Source organism: Tateyamaria omphalii (assembly GCF_001969365.1).
Lineage (GTDB): Bacteria > Pseudomonadota > Alphaproteobacteria > Rhodobacterales > Rhodobacteraceae > Tateyamaria > Tateyamaria omphalii_A.
In genome coordinates this window covers 1615590-1635344 of record NZ_CP019312.1, presented here as the reverse complement: position 1 = coordinate 1635344, position 19755 = coordinate 1615590, and the positions used below count along the sequence as shown (strand labels likewise).

At 63.0% G+C, this 19755-nt stretch carries 21 protein-coding genes and 1 tRNA gene; 13 read left to right on the top strand and 9 right to left on the bottom strand.

What is annotated here, in order from left to right:
* Positions 1-22 precede the first annotated feature (22 nt).
* On the top strand, positions 23-1090 hold the full coding sequence (locus BWR18_RS08165) for a DUF6902 family protein (protein ID WP_076627516.1): 1068 nt from the start codon (positions 23-25) through the stop codon (positions 1088-1090).
* Between the two features lie 2 nt (positions 1091-1092).
* Here BWR18_RS08165 and BWR18_RS08160 read toward each other — a convergent pair whose 3' ends face one another.
* Positions 1093-1416, bottom strand: coding sequence for a HesB/IscA family protein (locus BWR18_RS08160; protein WP_076630196.1), 324 nt, complete (start codon positions 1414-1416; stop codon positions 1093-1095).
* A gap of 81 nt (positions 1417-1497) precedes the next feature.
* Between BWR18_RS08160 and BWR18_RS08155 the strand changes: the two genes are divergently transcribed.
* From BWR18_RS08155 to BWR18_RS08120, 8 genes are all read left to right on the top strand, one after another.
* The gene (locus BWR18_RS08155) at positions 1498-2631 is read left to right on the top strand and encodes a deoxyguanosinetriphosphate triphosphohydrolase (RefSeq protein WP_076627515.1); all 1134 of its coding nucleotides are present in this window, start codon (positions 1498-1500) and stop codon (positions 2629-2631) included.
* A 61-nt stretch (positions 2632-2692) separates the two neighbouring features.
* Positions 2693-4435 (top strand): arginine--tRNA ligase, encoded by a 1743-nt coding sequence (gene argS / locus BWR18_RS08150; RefSeq protein WP_076627514.1) that lies wholly within the window; start codon positions 2693-2695, stop codon positions 4433-4435.
* A gap of 123 nt (positions 4436-4558) precedes the next feature.
* Complete coding sequence (locus tag BWR18_RS08145; protein ID WP_076627513.1) at positions 4559-5563, top strand: SPOR domain-containing protein; 1005 nt, start codon at positions 4559-4561, stop codon at positions 5561-5563.
* Positions 5560-6561 carry a beta-N-acetylhexosaminidase gene (gene nagZ / locus BWR18_RS08140; protein ID WP_076627512.1) on the top strand — a complete coding sequence of 334 codons (1002 nt, stop codon included), beginning with the start codon at positions 5560-5562 and terminating at the stop codon, positions 6559-6561. The genes BWR18_RS08145 and nagZ overlap by 4 nt, the downstream gene beginning before the upstream one ends.
* A gap of 10 nt (positions 6562-6571) precedes the next feature.
* Positions 6572-7375 (top strand): segregation and condensation protein A, encoded by an 804-nt coding sequence (locus BWR18_RS08135; protein ID WP_076627511.1) that lies wholly within the window; start codon positions 6572-6574, stop codon positions 7373-7375.
* A complete protein-coding gene (gene scpB / locus BWR18_RS08130; RefSeq protein WP_083957663.1) occupies positions 7350-8012 on the top strand; it encodes an SMC-Scp complex subunit ScpB in 663 nt (220 codons plus the stop codon). The genes BWR18_RS08135 and scpB overlap by 26 nt, the downstream gene beginning before the upstream one ends.
* 73 nt (positions 8013-8085) lie before the next feature.
* A complete protein-coding gene (locus tag BWR18_RS08125; RefSeq protein WP_076627510.1) occupies positions 8086-8328 on the top strand; it encodes a hypothetical protein in 243 nt (80 codons plus the stop codon).
* A gap of 98 nt (positions 8329-8426) precedes the next feature.
* On the top strand, positions 8427-9662 hold the full coding sequence (locus BWR18_RS08120) for a hypothetical protein (protein WP_076627509.1): 1236 nt from the start codon (positions 8427-8429) through the stop codon (positions 9660-9662).
* A 2-nt stretch (positions 9663-9664) separates the two neighbouring features.
* Here the strand turns inward: BWR18_RS08120 and BWR18_RS08115 are convergent, their stop codons facing one another.
* The 4 genes from BWR18_RS08115 to ihfA all read right to left on the bottom strand — a co-directional run bounded on the left by BWR18_RS08115 (position 9665) and on the right by ihfA (position 12576).
* Complete coding sequence (locus BWR18_RS08115; protein WP_076627508.1) at positions 9665-10741, bottom strand: 2'-deoxycytidine 5'-triphosphate deaminase; 1077 nt, start codon at positions 10739-10741, stop codon at positions 9665-9667.
* Positions 10742-10808: 67 nt separating this feature from the next.
* Positions 10809-10885 (bottom strand) — tRNA-Pro (locus tag BWR18_RS08110).
* Between the two features lie 70 nt (positions 10886-10955).
* Positions 10956-12269: a MerR family transcriptional regulator gene (locus BWR18_RS22070; RefSeq protein WP_076627507.1), complete on the bottom strand. Its 1314-nt coding sequence runs from the start codon at positions 12267-12269 to the stop codon at positions 10956-10958.
* Positions 12270-12273: 4 nt separating this feature from the next.
* Positions 12274-12576, bottom strand: coding sequence for an integration host factor subunit alpha (gene ihfA / locus BWR18_RS08100; protein ID WP_076627506.1), 303 nt, complete (start codon positions 12574-12576; stop codon positions 12274-12276).
* A gap of 249 nt (positions 12577-12825) precedes the next feature.
* Here ihfA and BWR18_RS08095 point away from each other — a divergent pair, with 249 nt between their 5' ends.
* The gene (locus BWR18_RS08095) at positions 12826-13281 is read left to right on the top strand and encodes a helix-turn-helix domain-containing protein (protein WP_076627505.1); all 456 of its coding nucleotides are present in this window, start codon (positions 12826-12828) and stop codon (positions 13279-13281) included.
* A gap of 23 nt (positions 13282-13304) precedes the next feature.
* Here BWR18_RS08095 and BWR18_RS08090 read toward each other — a convergent pair whose 3' ends face one another.
* From BWR18_RS08090 to BWR18_RS08075, 4 genes are all read right to left on the bottom strand, one after another.
* Entirely contained in the window at positions 13305-14276 is a 972-nt protein-coding gene (locus BWR18_RS08090; RefSeq protein ID WP_076627504.1) for a beta-ketoacyl-ACP synthase III, read from the bottom strand.
* Positions 14273-15364, bottom strand: a complete 1092-nt coding sequence (plsX, locus tag BWR18_RS08085; RefSeq protein WP_076627503.1) for a phosphate acyltransferase PlsX — start codon at positions 15362-15364, stop codon at positions 14273-14275. Before plsX ends, BWR18_RS08090 begins: the two co-directional genes overlap by 4 nt.
* Before the next feature lie 35 nt (positions 15365-15399).
* Positions 15400-15606 (bottom strand): 50S ribosomal protein L32, encoded by a 207-nt coding sequence (gene rpmF, locus BWR18_RS08080; protein WP_076630194.1) that lies wholly within the window; start codon positions 15604-15606, stop codon positions 15400-15402.
* 195 nt (positions 15607-15801) lie between these two features.
* Positions 15802-16356, bottom strand: a complete 555-nt coding sequence (locus BWR18_RS08075) for a YceD family protein (protein ID WP_076627502.1) — start codon at positions 16354-16356, stop codon at positions 15802-15804.
* A gap of 102 nt (positions 16357-16458) precedes the next feature.
* On the opposite strand from BWR18_RS08075, the gene BWR18_RS08070 reads away from it, so the two are divergent.
* The 3 genes from BWR18_RS08070 (at position 16459) to BWR18_RS08060 (ending at position 19751) form a co-directional block, all read left to right on the top strand.
* Positions 16459-16911 (top strand): outer membrane protein assembly factor BamE, encoded by a 453-nt coding sequence (locus BWR18_RS08070; protein ID WP_076627501.1) that lies wholly within the window; start codon positions 16459-16461, stop codon positions 16909-16911.
* A 76-nt stretch (positions 16912-16987) separates the two neighbouring features.
* Positions 16988-17710: a GNAT family N-acetyltransferase gene (locus BWR18_RS08065; RefSeq protein WP_076627500.1), complete on the top strand. Its 723-nt coding sequence runs from the start codon at positions 16988-16990 to the stop codon at positions 17708-17710.
* Positions 17711-17939: 229 nt separating this feature from the next.
* Complete coding sequence (locus BWR18_RS08060) at positions 17940-19751, top strand: ABC-F family ATP-binding cassette domain-containing protein (RefSeq protein WP_076627499.1); 1812 nt, start codon at positions 17940-17942, stop codon at positions 19749-19751.
* Positions 19752-19755 lie beyond the last annotated feature (4 nt).

Below are 19755 nucleotides of genomic sequence, written 5' to 3'. Positions count from 1 at the left end.
AGCACATGAAAGGACGCGACTTATGTCAAACATCATTGCGCTCAATGTCCCGCCGCGCCGCCAGCGCATGGCCGACCGGACGGACAGGCTGATTGACCTTTTTGCCACGCAGCGCCGGATCCCCGACGATGTCTTCTGGCTGAAGGAAAACGCCGAACTGCTCAGCATCCTCGAATGTACGGGGATGCAGGTCAGCGACGCAGCACTTGATCCGCATGTCGATTTCTACGCGGGGCTGAAAGAGCGGTTAAGGTTCTTTCCACAATACTACCGCTTCCTGCTGTCCATCGGTCTGGATCTGGAAGATCTGGGGGTGCGGGGCACCGGCGTGGATGCGCAGATGGAGGGCTTGTGCCACTGGGTCGCCGCGCAGGGGCTGCCCGATGCCGAACTGAGTGATCTGCAACGCGCCGAGGCACGACGGCTGCTTGAACGGCGGGGTGTGTGCTGCAAGGCCGCCGATCCCGACCTGGACACCCGATTGCGGGCGTTCATCGGTCGGGCAGAGACGTTCGGTTTGCCGAACAAAAAGGCGGCGTATGAGCTGACGCATATCGTCTTTTACCTGTCGGAATACGGGCGGCGTGATCCGAACCTGGATGCAGGCGCGCTGCGCAGCCTCGAATATGTCGGCATCCTTGCGCATATGGATCAAAACATCGACCTGCTGGCCGAGGTTTGCATTGCTTTGAAACATGCAGGGCAGGAGCCCAACGCGGTCTGGGTCGATGCGGCGCGCACGGCGATGGGCGCGTTTGCAGTGGTCGCGGACGACGCGGTGAGCGGGCCGGATGACTACCACGAATACCTTGTGGCAAATTGGGCGGCTCAGGTTCTTGGCCACGATGACACGGGGGCGGCCATTCCTGTCGGGCGCGTGCGCTTTGATCAACAGCAATACCGGCCAAGCGCCCTGCGCGGGGTGTCAGGCGCGCTCTTTGCCGCATCGCAAACGCGCAGCAAAGACTGGGGGCACATGTCCGACTACGTGTTCAGCGCGCTGGAAGATGATGCTGCCCTGCTGTTGGAGGCAACCATCGCGTCCACCATGGAATTCGAGGCGTTCTTTGACGTCTTCGCGCGCGCCTGATCCTACATTGAAAAAGACGTACCGCAGCCGCACGAACTGGTGGCGTTGGGGTTCTCGATCACGAACCGCGCGCCGATCAATTCCTCGGAAAAGTCGATGACCGCGTTGGACAGGAAGGGCAGGCTGATGCTGTCCACGACAACCTTTTCGCCCGCGCCTTCCAATACGAGGTCGTCTTCCTTCGGGTCGTCCAGCGCGATTTCATACTGAAACCCGGAACATCCACCCCCTTCGACGGCCACGCGCAGGGCTTGTCCCTGATCGGCGGCGCCAATCTCGGCCAGGCGTTCAAAGGCGCGGTCGGTCACTTTGGGTGGCAATTGCATGTGCGTCTGCTCCGAACGGTTTTCATCGTGCTGCATGTGCAATATATGCGAGGCTGTAGGAGCCGACAAGGATCACAGCGAATGACAGCCGCGTATGCCTCGGATCCTGCCCGCGCCCGGGGACGGCGTTGGCCGGAAGAAGAGATGTCGTTTCGCTCGCCCTTCCAGCGGGATCGCGACCGCATCATTCACGCCTCGGCCTTTCGGCGGCTCAAGCACAAGACCCAAGTGTTCGTGGAGCACGAGGGCGATTACTACCGTACACGGCTGACCCACTCCATCGAAGTGGCCCAGGTGGCGCGCACCATTGCGGGCGCTCTGGGTCTGAACGACTGCCTGACCGAAGCGGTGGCGTTGGCTCACGACTTGGGCCACCCGCCCTTTGGCCACACGGGCGAGGACGCGTTGCAGGCGCTGATGGCGCCCTATGGCGGCTTCGATCACAACGCACAGGCGATCAAGATCGTGACCCGGCTGGAATGCCATTATGCGGACTTCGACGGGTTGAACCTCACCTGGGAAGCCCTTGAAGGGATTGCGAAACATAACGGCCCGGTGGCAGGTGATCTGCCCTATGCGCTGGCCGACTACGACGCCGAACACGACCTGGAACTGGGCACCCACGCCAGTGCAGAGGCGCAGGTGGCCGCATTGTCGGACGACATCGCCTATAACAACCACGACCTGCATGACGGGCTGCGCGCCGCACTGTTTGACGAGGCGGATATCTGCGACCTGCCGATGATCGGCCCTGCCTTTGCCGAGGTCGACAGGCTTTACCCCGACCTCGATCCCAAGCGGCGGCGCCACGAAGGGCTGCGCCGCGTCTTTGCCGCAATGGTCACGGATGTGGTCGAAACGTCGCGCGCCTTGCTGGCCGAAAGCGGCGCCGGGTCGGTCGAAGACATCCGCCACCTTGGCCGCCCAGTCATACGCTTCTCGGATGCCCTCTGGGCGGATCTGCAACAGATCCGCGCATTCCTCTTCGCCAACATGTACCGCGCCCCGTCCGTCATGGTCGAGCGCGAGCGCGTGACCCGCATCGTCAATGACCTGTTTCCGCTGTTCATGGCGCAGCCCGACCTGCTGCCAGCCGAATGGCGCCGCAACGTGGACGCGCAGGATGAAGTCGCACTGGCGCGCAGCGTGTCGGACTACATTTCCGGCATGACGGACCGCTTCGCGCTGCAGGAACACGCCCGCCTGACCGGGTAGCAGCGCTTGACGCTTGGGGTGCGCGTGATACACCCCGCGCAACCAATGAATAAGGCCCCAAATGAACCTCTTTGCCGACATCCGCGCCCTCGTGCTGAACAATCTTGCCGCCATGGTCGAGGCGGGCGATCTGCCCGAAGGTCTGGCAACCGAAAATGTGACGGTTGAACCGCCGCGCGATGCGGCCCATGGCGATATGGCGACAAACGCGGCCATGGTGCTGGCCAAGCCTGCCAAGATGAAACCGCGCGACATCGCGGACATGCTGGCCGCGCGGCTGGCCGAAGACGACCGGATCACCAGCGCCGAGGTGGCAGGGCCGGGCTTTCTGAACCTGCGGCTGGACCCGTCCGTCTGGCAGGGCGTGGTCGCAGCGGTATTGCAGGCAGGCACTGACTATGGCCGGTCCAAGCTGGGCGCGGGAAAAAAGGTCAACGTCGAATATGTGTCCGCCAACCCAACCGGCCCCCTGCATGTGGGCCACACGCGCGGCGCGGTTTTTGGCGATGCGCTGGCTTCCTTGCTGGATTACGCGGGCCACGACGTGACGCGCGAATACTACATCAATGACGGTGGCGCGCAGGTCGACGTGCTGGCCCGGTCCGTCTACCTGCGCTATCTCGAAGCGCACGGCCAAGAGGTCGCGTTCGAGGATGGCACCTATCCGGGCGACTACCTGATCGGCGTGGGCAAGGCGCTCAAGGCCAAGGTGGGCGATGCCTTTGTAGACAAGGGCGAACAGTTCTGGCTGACCGAAGTGCGCGAATTCGCGACCGAAGCAATGATGGACCTGATCCGTGCTGACTTGGCCGCGCTTGGCGTCGAGATGGACGTGTTCTATTCCGAAAAGTCGCTTTACGGCACGGGCCGGATCGAGGCGGCGCTTGATGATCTTCGGTCCAAGGGGCTGATCTACGAAGGCGTGCTTGAGCCGCCCAAGGGCAAAAAGCCCGAGGATTGGGAGTCGCGCGAACAGACGCTGTTCAAATCAACCGACCATGGTGACGATGTGGACCGGCCCGTGATGAAGTCCGACGGGGCGTGGACCTATTTCGCGCCCGACATCGCCTATCACTACGATAAGGTACAGCGCGGCTTTGACGCGCTGATTGACGTCTTCGGCGCGGATCATGGTGGCTATGTCAAACGGATGAAGGCTGCTGTCAGCGCGTTGTCGGACGGCGCCGTGCCGCTCGACGTCAAGCTCACGCAACTTGTCAAGCTGTTCAAGGACGGGCAGGAATTCAAGATGTCCAAGCGGGCAGGGACCTTTGTCACCCTGCGCGACGTGGTGGACGAGGTGGGGCCCGATGTGACCCGCTTCATGATGCTGACGCGCAAGAATGACGCGATGTTCGACTTCGATCTGGACGCGGCGCTTGAGCAGTCCAAGGAAAATCCAGTCTTTTATGTGCAATATGCCCATGCGCGGGTCACGTCCGTGATGCGCAAGGCGGTAGAGGCGGGCTTCAACCTACCGCATGAGCGGCTCGCAGTGGCCGACCTGAGCGGCCTGACCGATCCGGCAGAATTGGCCGTGGCCGCCAAGATCGCCGAATGGCCCCGGTTGGTCGAGACGGCGGCGCGCAGCAACGAACCGCACAGGGTCGCCTTTTACCTTTACGAACTGGCGCAGGTGTTCCATGCGCTGTGGAACCGCGGCAACGACAAGCCCGAATTGCGCTTTCTTCAGGACAGCGAAGAGGCGTCCATGCCAAAAATCGCCCTTGCCAGTGCCTGCGCCGTTGTAATTGCAGCGGGCCTTGGTATTCTCGGAGTGAAACCAGCCGAAGAGCTGCGTTAACGCTCCGCCAATAGGGGCACACAGGCACTTACCCCAAGGCGCGCCGCGGTCAACAGAACCGGGCGGGCAAAACAAGATAGATGACTTGCGCGGGCATGTATCCGCGCGGGCAATGAGGCAAAGATGGCAGATATGCACTATACCCACGAGATGGGTCACGGGGGCTATGATGCGACCGAGTCCGCATCCCCGCCACCTTCGAACGTTCTGAAAAACCTGACAAATTTCGCGGGGGCTGCGGTGTCGCTTGCGCTGATCGCCGGGGTGTCCGTCTGGGGCTACAAGTTGGTGATGCGCGACGTCTCGGGCATTCCGGTTGTGCGCGCCGCCGAAGGCGAGATGCGTGTGCGGCCAGAAAATCCGGGCGGTCAACTGGCCCGCAACACGGGGTTGGCCGTGAATGAAGTGGCTGCCGCGGGCGAAGCCTCCGGCCCCGTCGATCAGGTCACCCTTGCGCCGCGCCCCGTCGATCTGACAGACGAAGATCAGCCGATCCCCGCGCAGGCCGTGGCACCCGTGCAACAACCTGAGCCGCTTGATGTGGCCGCCAGCCTCGATGCCCCGCAAATCGACGTGGCAGCGGCGCTGGCCGAGGGCAACGTGGACGATCTGGTCAACCAGCTCACCGCAGGTGTCGACACCATAGACGCGACCCCGATCGACGATGCTGTGGCCGAGGCGGTGCTGGCCAGCGTCAGTGCAGCCGATCTGCCCGAGATACCGACCCCCGTGCCCGCAGTGGTGAAGGGGCCCGGGCCGCAGACCTCTGTGCGGCCACAATTGCGGCCGGCTTCGGCCCCCGAAACGGTCACGCCTGCACCGATTGAGGTTGCGGCAGCCTCCCAAACCTCCGAATTGGAGGCATCGGCCATCCCGACGGGCACACGGCTCGTCCAACTTGGTGCCTTTGACAGCCCCGACATCGCCCGCGCGCAGTGGGATCAGATGCAGGGCCGGTTCGGCGACCTCTTGCGGGACAAAGAGCGCATCGTTCAACAGGCGCAATCCGGCGGGCGCACCTTCTACCGTCTGCGCGCCCACGGCTTTGCTGACCTCAGCGACGCGCGCCGCTTCTGCTCGGCCCTTGTCGCCGAAGGGGCCGACTGCATCCCGGTTGTCACCAGATGAGCAATTTCGGCGCCACGATCCTGGATGCCGACGGCCTGCGTCTAACGCCGGATGAAAAGGCGTTCTTCCGTGACGCGGATCCTTTCGGCTTCATCCTCTTTGCGCGCAATATCGACACGCCTGATCAAGTCTATGGCCTCTGCTCGGAAATGCGCGAGGCGGTGGGGCGCGACGCCATAATCACCATCGACCAGGAAGGCGGGCGTGTGCAGCGCATGCGCGGCCCCATCTGGACCGAATGGTTGCCGCCCTTGGACTTCGTGCGGGCCGCAGGTGACGATGCGGAACGTGCAATGTATTTGCGATACAGGCACATAGCGCACGAACTTAAAGCAATCAGCATCGACAGCAACTGTGCGCCCATGGTCGATCTGATGGTCAACGACACGCATGATTTCCTGCGCAACCGCTGCTACGGCACGTCACCCGGTGACATCGCGGCCCTTGGGCGGGCAGCCGCGCAAGGGCATCTCGATGGTGGTGTCGTGCCGGTCATCAAACATATGCCGGGGCACGGTCGCAGCGCCATCGACAGCCATTTCGACCTGCCGCGGGTCAATGTCAGCCTCGACACCCTCCGTGAGACGGACTTCGCCCCGTTCCGTGATCTCAACGACCTGCCGATGGGCATGACAGCGCATGTCGTGTTCGAGGCGGTGGACGAAGCGCCGGCCACCCTGTCCAAGGACACGATGGACCTGATCCGCAGCGATATCGGTTTTGATGGGCTGATCATGACCGACGACATCGGGATGAAGGCACTCGAAGGGACTGTTGATGAAATCTCACGCCGCGCGCTCGACGCAGGCTGCGATGTGGTCCTGCACTGCAATGCGCCCTTGGCGGCGCGTATCGCATCCGCCAACGCCGCGGGCCAAATGACCGACGCTGCCCAAACCCGGGCCGAGGCCGCGCTCGCCGCCCGCAAAACCCCCGACGACATTGACATTGCCGAGCTCACCGCCGAACTTGAGGCGCTTTTGGGCGGGGCTGGTTGAAGCGTGGGGCATGGCTGAAGACATATTCGAGGAAGATCGGATTTCGGTCGCCGACCGCCTTGCGGCGGAGGCACTGATCATTGACGTCGACGGGTTCGAGGGGCCGCTGGACCTGCTTCTGACCCTCAGCCGGACGCAAAAGGTCGACCTGCGCAAGATCTCCGTCCTGCAACTGGCCCACCAATACCTTGCCTTTGTCGAAAAGGCGAAACAGCTGCGCCTGGAACTTGCCGCCGACTACCTGGTCATGGCCGCCTGGCTCGCCTTCCTCAAGTCCCGCCTGCTCCTGCCGCCCGACCCGACCGAAGAGGGACCATCGGGCGAAGAGCTGGCGGCACATCTCGCCTTTCAACTGGAACGGCTGCAAGCCATGCGCGATGCGGCTGCACGCCTTATGGCGCGCGACCAGCTGGGGCGCGACTTCTTTGCCCGGGGCCAGTCCGAAATGGTGACGCGGGTGCGCAAGGTCACATATTCCGCCACGCTGCTCGACCTGATGCAGGGCTATGCCCGCATCCGCACGCGCGATGAATTCCGCCCCTTCGTCATGGACCGCGACGCGGTCTTTACCATGGAACAGGCGCTGGACCGGATGCGCGGCCTGATCGGCTTTGCGGGCGACTGGACCGACATCCTGTCCTACCTGCCCGAAGGCTGGGAACTGGACCCGGTCAAGCGCCGGTCTGCCACCGCAGCCACCTTTGCCGCCAGTCTCGAACTGGTCAAGGAAGGGCATCTGGAGATCCGCCAGTCCGACACATTCGCGCCCATCCAGCTGCGCAAGAAAGATGAGCCCCGTGACCGAAGCACCTGAAGAACAAGAAGAAAGCCTGTTCGAAGCGCCACCGATGGCGGAACAGGAACGCATGGTCGAAGCCATTCTCTTTGCCACCACCGAACCCATTACCACGCGCGAGCTTGAGGCGCGTATGCCACACGGCTGCGACGCCGCAGAGGCGCTTGTCTACCTGCGCAAACGCTACGAGGGGCGCGGCGTGCAGGTGATGAAAGTCGGCGACGCCTGGGCGATCCGCACCGCCGCCGACCTTGGGTTCCTGATGCAGAAGGAAACGGTCGAGACGCGCAAGCTGAGCCGCGCGGCCATCGAAACGCTGGCCATCATCGCGTACCACCAACCCGTCACCCGGGCCGAGATTGAAGAAATCCGAGGCGTCAGCGTCAGCCGGGGCACCGTGGATCAGCTTCTGGAACTGGAATGGATCCGCTTTGGCCGCCGCAAGATGACGCCGGGCCGGCCTGTCACCTTTGTGGTGACGCAAAGTTTCCTTGATCACTTTGGACTGGAAAACGCGCGCGACCTTCCGGGCCTGAAGGAGCTGCGCGCCGCAGGGCTTCTGGAAAATCGTCCACCGCCCGGCACGCTTCCGGGGCCCGAAACCGAGGCCGAAGACGAAAGCGAAGAAGGGCAATCCGAGCTTTTCGAGGATTGATCCGGCAAAAGGGCCTGAAAAACGTCGCATTCATTGCTATGTTACGGCCAAGCCAGATGGCAGGAGCAGTCCGATGAATGTGAACCAGATCATCAACATGATCATGCGGATCGTGATGCGCAAAGCGATCAGCAAGGGCATCGACGCCGGTGTGAACCGCGCAAGCCGCGGCCGGGCACAGCCTAAGGCCGCACCGCCGCCGCATCCCGAGGTGGAGGCTGACGATGGCCCGACCCAGGCGCAGATCCGCGAACAGCGCCGCGCACGCCGTGCCGCACGTCAGGCGCGACAGGCCGCCAAGGAAGGGCGGGACTAGCCCGGCATTCGACCCAACAGGTCGGGAATACCACCGTTGCTTGCGTCTGCACGCTGCCGTAGCGTCACCCCCATTGGTTAAAGTGGGGGATTTCAACCATGGCAGATCGCACACCCAGTCTGTTTGTCTCGTCCGTATCGCTTGGCGTGACGGTGATCGGGCTTTACGTCGTTTTCGTCCTGTTCGTCACAATCGGTTTCGGTAGCTATATCTACCGCACCGCCTGGAAGGCCGAGCCGATCACGTCGACCGTATCGGAGAACCAGGCGCTTGTGTCTGACATCGACAACCTGCTCTTCATCATCAAGCGCGAACAGGATCTGGAGCGTGCCAAGACACGGATAACCGAGGACATCCAGATTCAGGCCGCCGCGATGTCGGACATCGAAACCCGGCACAGCAAATCCTTTGGCACCATTGCCATCGCCAAACGCGCGCTGCGGGCAGAGGTCGACGCCACACTCGGCAAGCTGTCTGAATATCAATACGATCTTGGCGGCCCTCAACGCCTGATCTACGACACGACGCTGGAAAACCTTCACAAGGCGGTCGCCGAAGAAGAGGTTAATCTGCGCGCCACCACGGCTGATTTGCAATTGCGGGCGCTGCTGCGCACGTTGGGCGACGGGCTTGGGGCCAGCGATGTCGATCTGGACACGACCGACCGTTACGCGGCATTCCACGATGAAACGGTCGGCACGCTGGACCGCTTGTCCAAGGAGGTGGACGGCGCCAACACCGCGTCGCTAGCCATCAGGGCAGAGAAAGAGGCGCTGCAGGCCGAGATTGACGAACTGCGGCTGCGCTGGACGGCGCATGACGAACAGATCCTTGCACTGCAAAACACGCTTGGGCCGGGCGATCCGGCGCGCGCACGGTTGTCGGCCTTGTCGCTGAATTTCCCCATCTTTCCCGACATCCTGATGCGCTTCGTCAGCTTCCCGACGATCTTTCTGACGCTCATCGTCACCATTGCCGCGGGTGGTCTGGGCACCGTTGTCGCCTTTTCACGCCGGTATTACTCGACCAAGAACGCGGACGAGTTGACCCTGTCCCGATTGTTCGTGAATGTGGGCGAAGGGATCGCGGCGGCCATCGCCATCTTTCTGTTCTCAGGCGCCGGGATGCTGGCCCTGACCCAGGGCAGCGGTCCTACCAACGATGTCGAGCTCAGCCCCTACACCGTGGCCTTCATCGCGTTCCTGTCGGGCTTCATGGCCGAAGATGCCTTTGCCTCGATCCAGGCCGCGGGCAAGCGCATCTTCAAACCCGACACACCCGCAGATAACGACGGCAAAGCAGCGGACGAGACATCGCAGCCCGACCAGGCCTAGCGCTACGGGGCCGCAAAATGCTTGGACAGCTTCAGACCCTGACCCTGGTAATTCGACGCGATGCCCGCGCCATATAGCTGCGCGGGCCGTGCGGCCATGCGTTCATAGATCAGCCGACCCACGATCTGCCCGTGCTCCAGCACAAAAGGCGCCTCGTGACACCGCACCTCAAGCACCCCGCGCGAGCCTGTGCCCCCGGCCGCATCATGGCCAAAGCCCGGATCGAAAAAGCCCGCGTAATGCACCCGGAACTCACCCACCATGGCCAGGTAAGGTGCCATTTCGGCGGCATAATCCGGTGGAATATGCACCGCCTCACGGCTGACAAGGATGTAGAACGCGCCGGGATCGAGGATGATATGCCCATCCCGCGCGCGCACCTCCTCCCAGAACTCCGCCGGGTCGTAGTGGCCGATATTGTCCAGGTCGATGACGCCTGTATGCGGCTTGGCCCGGTAGCCGACAAGCGTGGTGTCCGGCAGGCGCAGATCGACGGAAAAGCCCAGGCCCTCGTCAATCACCGCGTCGCCGTTGACCAGGGGCATCTCGGCATGCAGCGCGGCAAGCGTCGCATCATCCAGAACCGCTTGCCCCGCGCGGAACCTGATCTGGTTCAACCGCATACCTGGCCGCACCAACACGGAAAAGGACCGCGGGCAGATCTCGGCATAGAGCGGGCCGGAATAGCCCGGCGGGATGCGGTCAAACTCGGTCCCGCCATCCGTGATCGTCCGGGTCAGCAGATCAAGCCGCCCGGTCGAGCTCTTGGCATTGGCCACGGCCTGCACATCTGCGGGCAGGTTCAGCCCCTCCATCAGGGGCACCACATAAACGCAGCCCTTTTCCAGAACCGCACCACCGGACAGATCCACCTCGTGCATCTGAAACTCGGATAGGCGGTCGGTCACGCGCCGCTCGTGTCCGGCCAGAAATGATGCACGCACACGGTAGGCAACGGCGCCCAAACGCAGGTCAAGGCTGGCAGGCTGGATCTGTTCGGAAATGACGGCGGGCTCCGCGGTGATCTCACCGCGGCCCATCATCGCTTGCAATTCGGTATCTGGAAGAACGCCGATCATGCTGCCCCCTTTGTCATCTGTGCGAGGCTTCGTATCAGCGACCCCGTAGCGCCGGGGCGGTGTGTAATGGTCGGGCTAGCAGGACTCGAACCTGCGACCTTCCGTCCCCCAGACGGACGCGCTACCAGGCTGCGCCATAGCCCGACGTGAGGGGTGTCATACCCGATTTCTGGCCGGGGGCAAGGGGGAATTGGCACGGGTCGTCGGGTTCTTGCTAGCGCGGCGCGCGCCGGTTGTCGGCCATCTGGTCGCGCAAGGACGCGAGCTGCGCAACAAGGGGCCGGATCATGTTGCGCTGCGCGTCATTCAGATGCGTCGCACGCGCGGCCTTGCTCAGGGCCGACGGCGCAACCGGGATCGTGTCGGGGTCCGGATCGTCCGGCACAACCACCACAACCGCCGCCGGTCGCACCGGTTCCTCCGCCTCTGGTGTCTCCGCCTCTGTCGTCTCGGGCACTTCCTCAGCGGGTGCGGCATAGTCCGCCAGGAATGACGGCAACCCCGTGCGCGCAGGGTCTGGCGCGTCGTCGGCATCGTCCTGTGCGCCCGGTTCGGGATCCGTCGCTTCGCCCGCGCCCATCGGCGGCGCAGCCTCCACCGGTGTTTCCTGCACCGGCTCGAATGACGGCTCGGGATCTGGGTGTTGGGCGGGCTCGGGGGCCACGTCGGCAACAACTTCGCTGTCTGCGTCGAAATCCAGTGTCGGCTCAAGCGGCAGTTCCGCGTCCGGTACCGCATCTGCCGGTTCGACCGATCCGTCTTCGACTGTGTCGGCCGCTTCCGCCTGATCCGCAATATGGGTGTCTACCGGTTCCGGCGGCGTGTCTGTCGGTGCAAACTCCACGGGCTCCGCAGCCTGCTCCTCGGCCAGCAGGGGCGGCGGATCATCCGCATATTCCACAGCGGTCTCTGGCGGTGCGACGGGCACGTCCTCGACAAAGGGCGGGTAGGGCAAGCCTTGTCGATCATCGCCATCGGTATCGGGGGCACCAGCCGGCGGCGTCGGGGTGCACAGGAAGGATGGCAAAGGCGCCATGTCCCCTCCGGGCGCCGACATTGGCTGTGGCGCGTCCGGCTCAGGTGATGCTGATGCTGCCTCGGGCTCCGATGACGCGGCCTCCGGCGGAGGCGTGTCCGGCTCTGCCTTGGGCGGGGCACCAAAGGAAATAACCTCCGCCTCAATCGGCGGCTGCGGCACGTCCTCGTCCATACGCGCCGTCAGGTCGGCATCCAGCTGGGCGTCGGTTTCGGCATCGAGCGGCGGCGACATGTCGGCCACATGCGCCATGCCTTCCTCGCGCAATATCTTCTGTACGCCCTTGATGGTCAGCCCATCCTCGTGCAGCAGCTTGCGGATCCCGCCCAACAGCAGCATGTCGGCAGGGCGGTAATAGCGCCGCCCACCGGCCCGCTTGACCGGCTTCACCTGCGTGAACTTGCTTTCCCAAAACCGCAGCACATGGGTCTGAACCCCCAGCCACTCGGCCACTTCAGAGATGGTGCGAAAGGCGTCTGCGGATTTGGTCATGCGCTCAGGACTTGTTGCCTGCAGCGACACGGTCCTTCATCAGATGCGAAGGCCGGAAGGTCAGCACGCGGCGGGGATTGATCGGCACTTCTTCACCCGTTTTGGGGTTGCGGCCCACACGCGCCGACTTGTCACGCACCGAAAAGGTGCCAAAGGATGAAATCTTGACCTGCTCGCCCCGCACGAGGGCATCGGACATGTGATCCAGCACGCTTTCTACCAATTGCGCGCTTTCGTTCCGCGACAATCCGACCTCACGAAATACGGCTTCGCTCAGGTCCATGCGCGTCAAAGTCTTGTCAGTCATACGAACTCCCCTTTGGCAAACCATAGGGCGCGGTGAAATTCCGAGTCAATATCAAGAGCTTGGACATAGGAGCGGAAGTTGGCTTTCTGCCGGGTTTCGGACCACTGTGTTTCGAAATCACAAGAGCAAACGCAGCCGTCCGGCGCGATCGGCGAAAATCCGCGGGAATCCCAAGCCGACGCGGGACCGGAAACAGATCGCAAAAGACCTCGTCACACAAATGCTGTAGGTTCTACCCGTGATTATGTCATGGGAGGACGCACCGTGCCGCACTTCGCTGCCGTATCGAAAGACACACCGAACTTTCCCGTCATCTCACCCACCGTCAGCCAAGAAATACCGGCTGGCGGCAGGCAGGCGCAGGATCGGACTGGCCATTTGCTGACCGCAAAATCATATCAGCAGGTCGTCGCGTGGATGCGCGCGCGTATTGACGAGCGCATCACCGAGGACGCGCTGTGCGCGCTCAGCCCGCTGGGCAAGGAGACGTTCCGGCGCGCCTTTGCCGCCCGTGCGGGCATGTCGCCGATGCGATATCTCACATGGTTGCGTGTGGACATGGCTGTGCGCCTGCTGATCGACACCCGCTTTGACCTGAGCGAGATCGCCTTTGTCACCGGCTTCAAGGGGGAGCAGGGGTTGATTGCGGCCTTTGTCAGCACGCTCGGCGTGCGTCCGCAGGCGCTGCGGGTGACGACTGCCTGATCGGGACATGCTGCGGGCGGCAGCTACCAGCGCAAGACGACCGAACCCCACGCCAGACCGCCACCAATGGCTTCGGTCACAAGCAGGTCGCCATCTTTGATCTGCCCGCTCTTGCGGCCCACCGACATGGCCAGCGGGATCGACGCGGCCGAGGTGTTGCCATGGTCCTGAACCGTGACGACCACCTTGTCCATGCTGATGCCCATCTTCTTGGCGGTGCCCTGAATGATGCGGATATTGGCCTGATGCGGCACAACCCAATCGACATCATCCGCGGTCACGCCCGCGCGCTCCATCGCCGTCTCGGCCGTTGCAGCCAGCTTTTCAACAGCGTGACGGAACACCTGGTTGCCCTGCATGCGCAAGTAACCGCTGGTGCCGGTGCTCACTCCGCCATCGACATACAAAAGGTCGCGGTGTCGCCCGTCCGAATTCAGATCGGTCGCCAGAATACCCGGGTCGCGTGCCGTGCCTGCATTGTCTTGCGCTTCCAGCACAAGCGCACCGGCCCCGTCGCCAAACAGCACGCAGGTGCTGCGGTCGGTCCAGTCCATGATCTTGGAAAACGTCTCGGCTCCGATGACGATCACGCGCTTGGCCTGTCCCGATGCGATCAGCGCGTTGGCATTGGCCAGAGCATAGACAAAGCCCGCGCATACCGCCTGCACATCGTAGGCAAAGCCGTGCGTCATGCCCAGCTTGGCCTGCACCATCGTCGCCGCCGACGGAAAGGTCAGATCGGCGGTCGACGTGGCCAAGACGATGGCGTCGATATCCTCTGCGCTCAACCCGGCCTCGTCCAAAGCCGCCTGCGCCGCAGCGGTTGCCATGGAGGACGTGGTGTCATCATCCGTTGCAAAATGCCGACGCTCAATGCCCGAGCGCGACCTTATCCACTCGTCCGAGGTGTCGAGCGTGGCCTCAAACTCGGCATTCTCGACCACCCGTGACGGCAGGTAGTGACCCACACCGCGCACCACAGCACGAAGCGTCATCGCTTGCTCTCCTCTGCCAGCGCAGTGGCCCGCGCAACGCGGGCGGCCAGCTTGTCGTTAAAGCCCTGTTCGGACAATTGGGCGGCCAGTTTTATGGCTGCCGAGATCCCCGTAGCATCGGCTCCGCCGTGTGATTTGACAACCGTGCCGTTCAGCCCGAGAAAAACACCGCCGTTGACGCGGCGCGGGTCGATGCGTTTTTTCAGCCGACGCATGGAGGTATAGGCCAGAAGAGAGGCGAGACGGGACAGAGGCGTGAACTTGAACGCCTCGCGCAGCAGATCCCCGATCAGGCTCGCCGTGCCTTCGCCCGTCTTGATGGCGACGTTCCCGGTGAACCCGTCGGTGACCACAACGTCAACGACATCGCCCTGAATATCTCCGCCTTCGACGAAACCGACAAAGTCGAACTCGGCGGCATCTGCCTGCGCGCCGATCAGCTCATAGGCTTCCTTCAGCTCGGACCGGCCCTTGTGCTCTTCGGTGCCGACATTCAGCAGACCGATTCGGGGGCGGGGCAGGTCCATGCCGTTTCGGGCATAGGACGCGCCCATCAGCGCATAGCGCAGCAAATCGTCGGCATCGGCGCGCACATCGGCACCGACATCCAGCATCACGTTGAAACCCTGGGGGTTCCGGCTGGGCCAGAGCACGGCGATGGCCGGACGGTTCACACCCGGCAGCTTGCGCAGGCGGATCATCGACAGCGCCATCAAGGCGCCCGTGTTGCCGCAGCTCACGGCCACATCGGCATCACGTGCACGCACGGATTCAATGGCCGACCACATGGATGTACCCTTGCCGTTCCGAACCACATGGCTGGGCTTGTCATCCATGGTGACGACGCCCGCGGCGTTGCGGATCATGCAACGCCCGGCCAGGTTCTTGCGCTTGGCGACCAGCCGCTCCAACTCGTCCTGGGGCCCGTGCAGGATAAAGCCCAGCTTCGGATTCTTCTTGGCAGAGGTGGAACAGCCGGACACGACGGCGGCGGGGCCCATGTCCCCGCCCATTGTGTCAATGGATACGATAATCGGAAAGGCGAGCTTTGCGTTGGCGTCGGCCGTATCGGTGGATGGGGCCGTCATTGCGCGCTGTCGTGCCTTGTCGCTGGGGACGCCGCTCAGGCCGCGTCGTCTTCCAGATCAACTTCTTCGGTCATCGCGACGATTTCATTGTCGTCATAGTGACCGCATGCCGCGCAAATGTGGTGCGGACGCTTCAGTTCGCCACAGTTGGGGCATTCGTTGGGGTTAAACGCGACCAAGCTGTCATGCGCGCGGCGATTGTTGCGGCGCGATTTCGACACTTTATTCTGTTGTACAGCCATTGAATCGGGCTTTCGGTTCGGGCAGCGCCGCGCAGGGTGCGCGGATGCGAGTTGTTTCATCTCGCCCATCAGCGGGCATTTCAGGTCAACCAAGTACGGGTTGAGCAGCGTTTAGGCAAAGCGCCGCGACATGTCCAACCCAAAATCTCGTGAGGGCGGCAAAATACGCATCCTCGGCCAAGACGCAAGGGCAAATCAGCCGTCTTTGTCGCTGTCCAGCTTCGACTTCAGATCAGCCAACCCCGCAAAGGGCCTGGCGGCCTCATCCGTCAGGGGCGCGACGCCGGGTTCGGTCAGCACCATGTGACCCAATTCCGCCCCGCTTGCGCGTGGGAAATCGGGCACGGCAAGGCTCAGCGCTTCGACCATGACGGCGCCCGGATCAATCGAGGCACCAAGGCGCTCGACCTCGTCGTCTTCGGGCATTTCCGCCTCGGGCGCATCAATCTCCTCATAGTCGCGCAGGTAAAGACGGCGCACCGGGGTATCTATGCGCGTCGTCACAGGGGCCAACGTCACGGCGCAGGGCTGGGTCACCGTGGCGCCCAACTGGCCCGTGAGCAGCCAGTCCCTGGCCCCATGCGCGGCAATCTGCCCCTCAAAGCGCAGCTTGCGCAGCCCCGACAGATCCAGCTCCCGCGCCAGACCCTCCATGGTGCGCGCATCCGGCTGAAGGGCGAACGGTGTGGCCGTGTTTTGCGACAAACCGCTCACCCGCAGGGCCGATGTCGAAGGAGGGGTTTGAGACATGGGCAAACTTTCGTTTCTTGAACCAAGGCCAACACTTGAGTAAGTCGAGATAAAAGCACCACGCCCCCTGAGCAAGGGGCGACGCGCAACAAGGGGGGTCAAATGGGGACCTTTACACCACTTTCCGCAGCAGGCCTGGCCCTGATTGTCACGCTGGGCGTCGCGGGATGCTCTCCGACGTTTCGCAATCACGGCTATGTTCCACCCGAAGAGGACCTTGCCGAACTTGCCGTGGGAATCGACACGCGCGCGACGGTCGAGGATCTGATCGGTCCGCCGACCGCCGGCGGCGTGCTGGAAGGAGGCGACTACTTCTATGTGCGCAGCCGCGTCCGCACCTTTGGGCCGCGCAGGCCGCAGGTGATCGACCGGCAGGTCCTGGCCGTCACCTTCGATCAGGAAGGCGTGCTGCAGAACATCGAACGCTTCGGCCTCGAAGACGGACGTGTCGTGGCGCTGTCCCGGCGCGTGACCGACAGCGGCGTGACCGACACCACTTTCCTGCGCCAGCTTCTCGGCAATATCGGACGGATCGGGCCAGAGGGCTTTTTCTGACCGGCCTTGGTTCACGTTGCTGTCACCTGCGCCGTGTTAACGGGGCGCAACAGCACACGGGCAGGAGGCTGACGGCATGATCGGGCTCAAGAAGGGGCGCTATTGCGCGCGCCAGGCAAGCAGCAAGACGGACGTGGCAGCGGCGCAAAACTTGCGCGCACGCTGCTTTGGTCTCGCGACGGATGTTGATGATTTCGACGACCGCTGCACCCACATCCTGATCCACCGTACCGCTGACGACGCGCTGGTCTGCTGCTTTCGGATGATGCCCCTGACCGGTGCCACGATCTCGCGCAGCTATTCGGCGCAGTATTACGAACTCAGCGCGCTTGCGGCCTATGATGGCAAGATGGTCGAGATGGGCCGCTTCTGCATCGATCCGGATGCTGCCGACCCGGACATCCTGCGTGTCGCATGGGGGGCGATGACGGCCTATGTGGATGAGATCGGGGTCGAGTTGCTCTTTGGCTGCTCGTCCTTTGCGGGCACCGAAACGGCGGACTACCTGGACGCCTTTGCCATGCTCAAGGCGCGGCACCTCGCGCCAACGCGCTGGTTGCCGCGGGTCAAGGCGCCAAAGGTTTTCAAATACGCCGCCCGTCTGCGTCGCAAGCCTAACGCAAAGAAGGCGATGCTGCGGATGCCGCCGCTGCTTCGCACCTATCTGATGATGGGCGGTTGGGTGAGTGATCATGCGGTGGTGGACGACCGGATGAACACGCTGCACGTCTTTACCGGCGTCGAAATCGGGGCGATACCGCCAGCGCGCAAGCGCCTGTTGCGGGCCGTGGCCGAGTGAGGTTTCGGATCAGGGTGCCCTGATCCGACCGTCTGGGGGGCGTTGCCCCCCAGACCCCCCAAAGTATTTTCAGCCAGAAGAAATGGGATACTGTTGCGCCTGTGTGCCAATGACCGCGCGTTGGGGGTGCACGGATGGTGCACGGATGGTGCACGGGGGGTGCACGCATGGTGCACGGCGGGTGACACCCCGGTTGACGGCCCCGATGCGACCCACTAGCTGCCCCGATATGGCGCGTGTACCTCTTCTTCAACTCTCCGACATTTCGCTGACCTTCGGCGGCGATCCTGTCTTCGATGACCTGTCACTTGTGGTCCAGCCCGGCGACCGGGTCGCGCTTGTCGGTCGCAACGGCTCGGGCAAGTCGACCCTGATGAAAGTCATGGGCGGGCTGGTGGAGCCGGACCGGGGCGAGGTCGTGCCTGGCCCTGGCGTCAATGTCGGGTACATGGAGCAAGACCCTGACATGACAGGGTTTTCGACGCTCGGGGACTTTGCGATCCACGGGCTTGAACCCTCCGATCTCTACAAGGTTGAACGCGCCGGTGAGGGGCTGAAATTTGACCCGGCCCGCCCGGTCGAGACGGCCTCGGGCGGTGAAAGGCGGCGTGCTGCGTTGGCCCGTCTCATGGCCGAAGCGCCCGATCTGATGCTGCTTGACGAGCCGACCAACCATCTTGATATCGAGGCGATTGCCTGGCTCGAGGCCGAGTTGAAGGCCACCCGGGCCGGTTTCGTCCTGATCTCGCACGACCGCGCATTTCTGCGTGAGCTGACCCGCGCAACCCTCTGGATTGACAGGGGAAATGTACGGAGGCAGGAAAAGGGATTTGCAGCATTCGAGGCGTGGCGCGACACCGTTTGGGAGGAAGAAGACACCGCGCGGCACAAGCTCAACCGCAAGATCAAGGCCGAAGCACGATGGGCCGTCGAAGGCATCAGCGCGCGGCGCAAGCGCAACATGGGCCGCGTGCGCGCCTTGCAGGATTTGCGGTCAGAGCGCGCCGCTCAGATCACACGGCAGGGCACGGCCGCCATGGCCTTGGATGCAGGGCCAAAGTCGGGTCGCAAGGTGCTGGAAGCAAATGATATTTCCAAGTCATACGATGGCAACACGATCCTTGCTCCGTTCTCTCTCAAGGTGCAGCGCGGTGATCGCATCGCCTTTGTCGGACCGAACGGTGTGGGCAAGACGACCCTGCTCAAAATGCTGATCGGAGAGGTCGCGCCGGATAGCGGAACCGTCAGCCACGGCACCAACCTGGAACGCGCAGTGTTCGACCAGACCCGGTCGAAACTGGACCCCGATGCCAGCCTTTGGGACAGCCTGACCGGCGACCCGGACATGCGCGTCAGCGGCAAGGCGGATCAGGTCATGGTGCGCGGGACGCCCAAGCATGTCGTTGGATACCTTAAGGAATTTCTCTTTGACGAGGCGCAGGCCCGTGCCCCTGTCCGGTCGCTGTCTGGGGGTGAAAAGGCGCGGCTGCTTCTGGCCAAGATCATGGCCCGTTCGTCGAACCTGCTGGTGCTGGACGAACCGACAAACGATCTGGATGTCGAGACCCTCGATCTGTTGCAGGATCTTCTCGGTCAATATGACGGGACGGTCCTTCTGGTCAGCCACGACCGCGATTTCCTCGACCGGGTGGCGGTGACCACGATCGCGATGGAAGGGGATGGCAAGGCCACTGTCTACGCCGGTGGATGGTCTGACTACCAGTCACAACGGGGCTGTATAACGTCGACAGAATCTGTAGAAACACAAAAGAAAACAACGCCTTCCGGGGCGAAGTCCAAACAGGCGCCCAAATCGGGTCTTTCCTTCACCGAAAGGCACCGGCTCGACGCTTTGCCGGCCGAGATTGAGCGGCTCGAGGTGGAGATGTCCAAGCTGCAGGAGTTGCTGTCCGACCCTGACCTGTATACGCGCGAACCGGTCAAGTTCCGCAAGGCGACCGAGGCGCTGGCGGAACGGCAAAACAGGCTGGATGCCGCCGAAGAGGAATGGCTGCGCCTCGAAGAAAAGGCAGAAGCCTGACGCC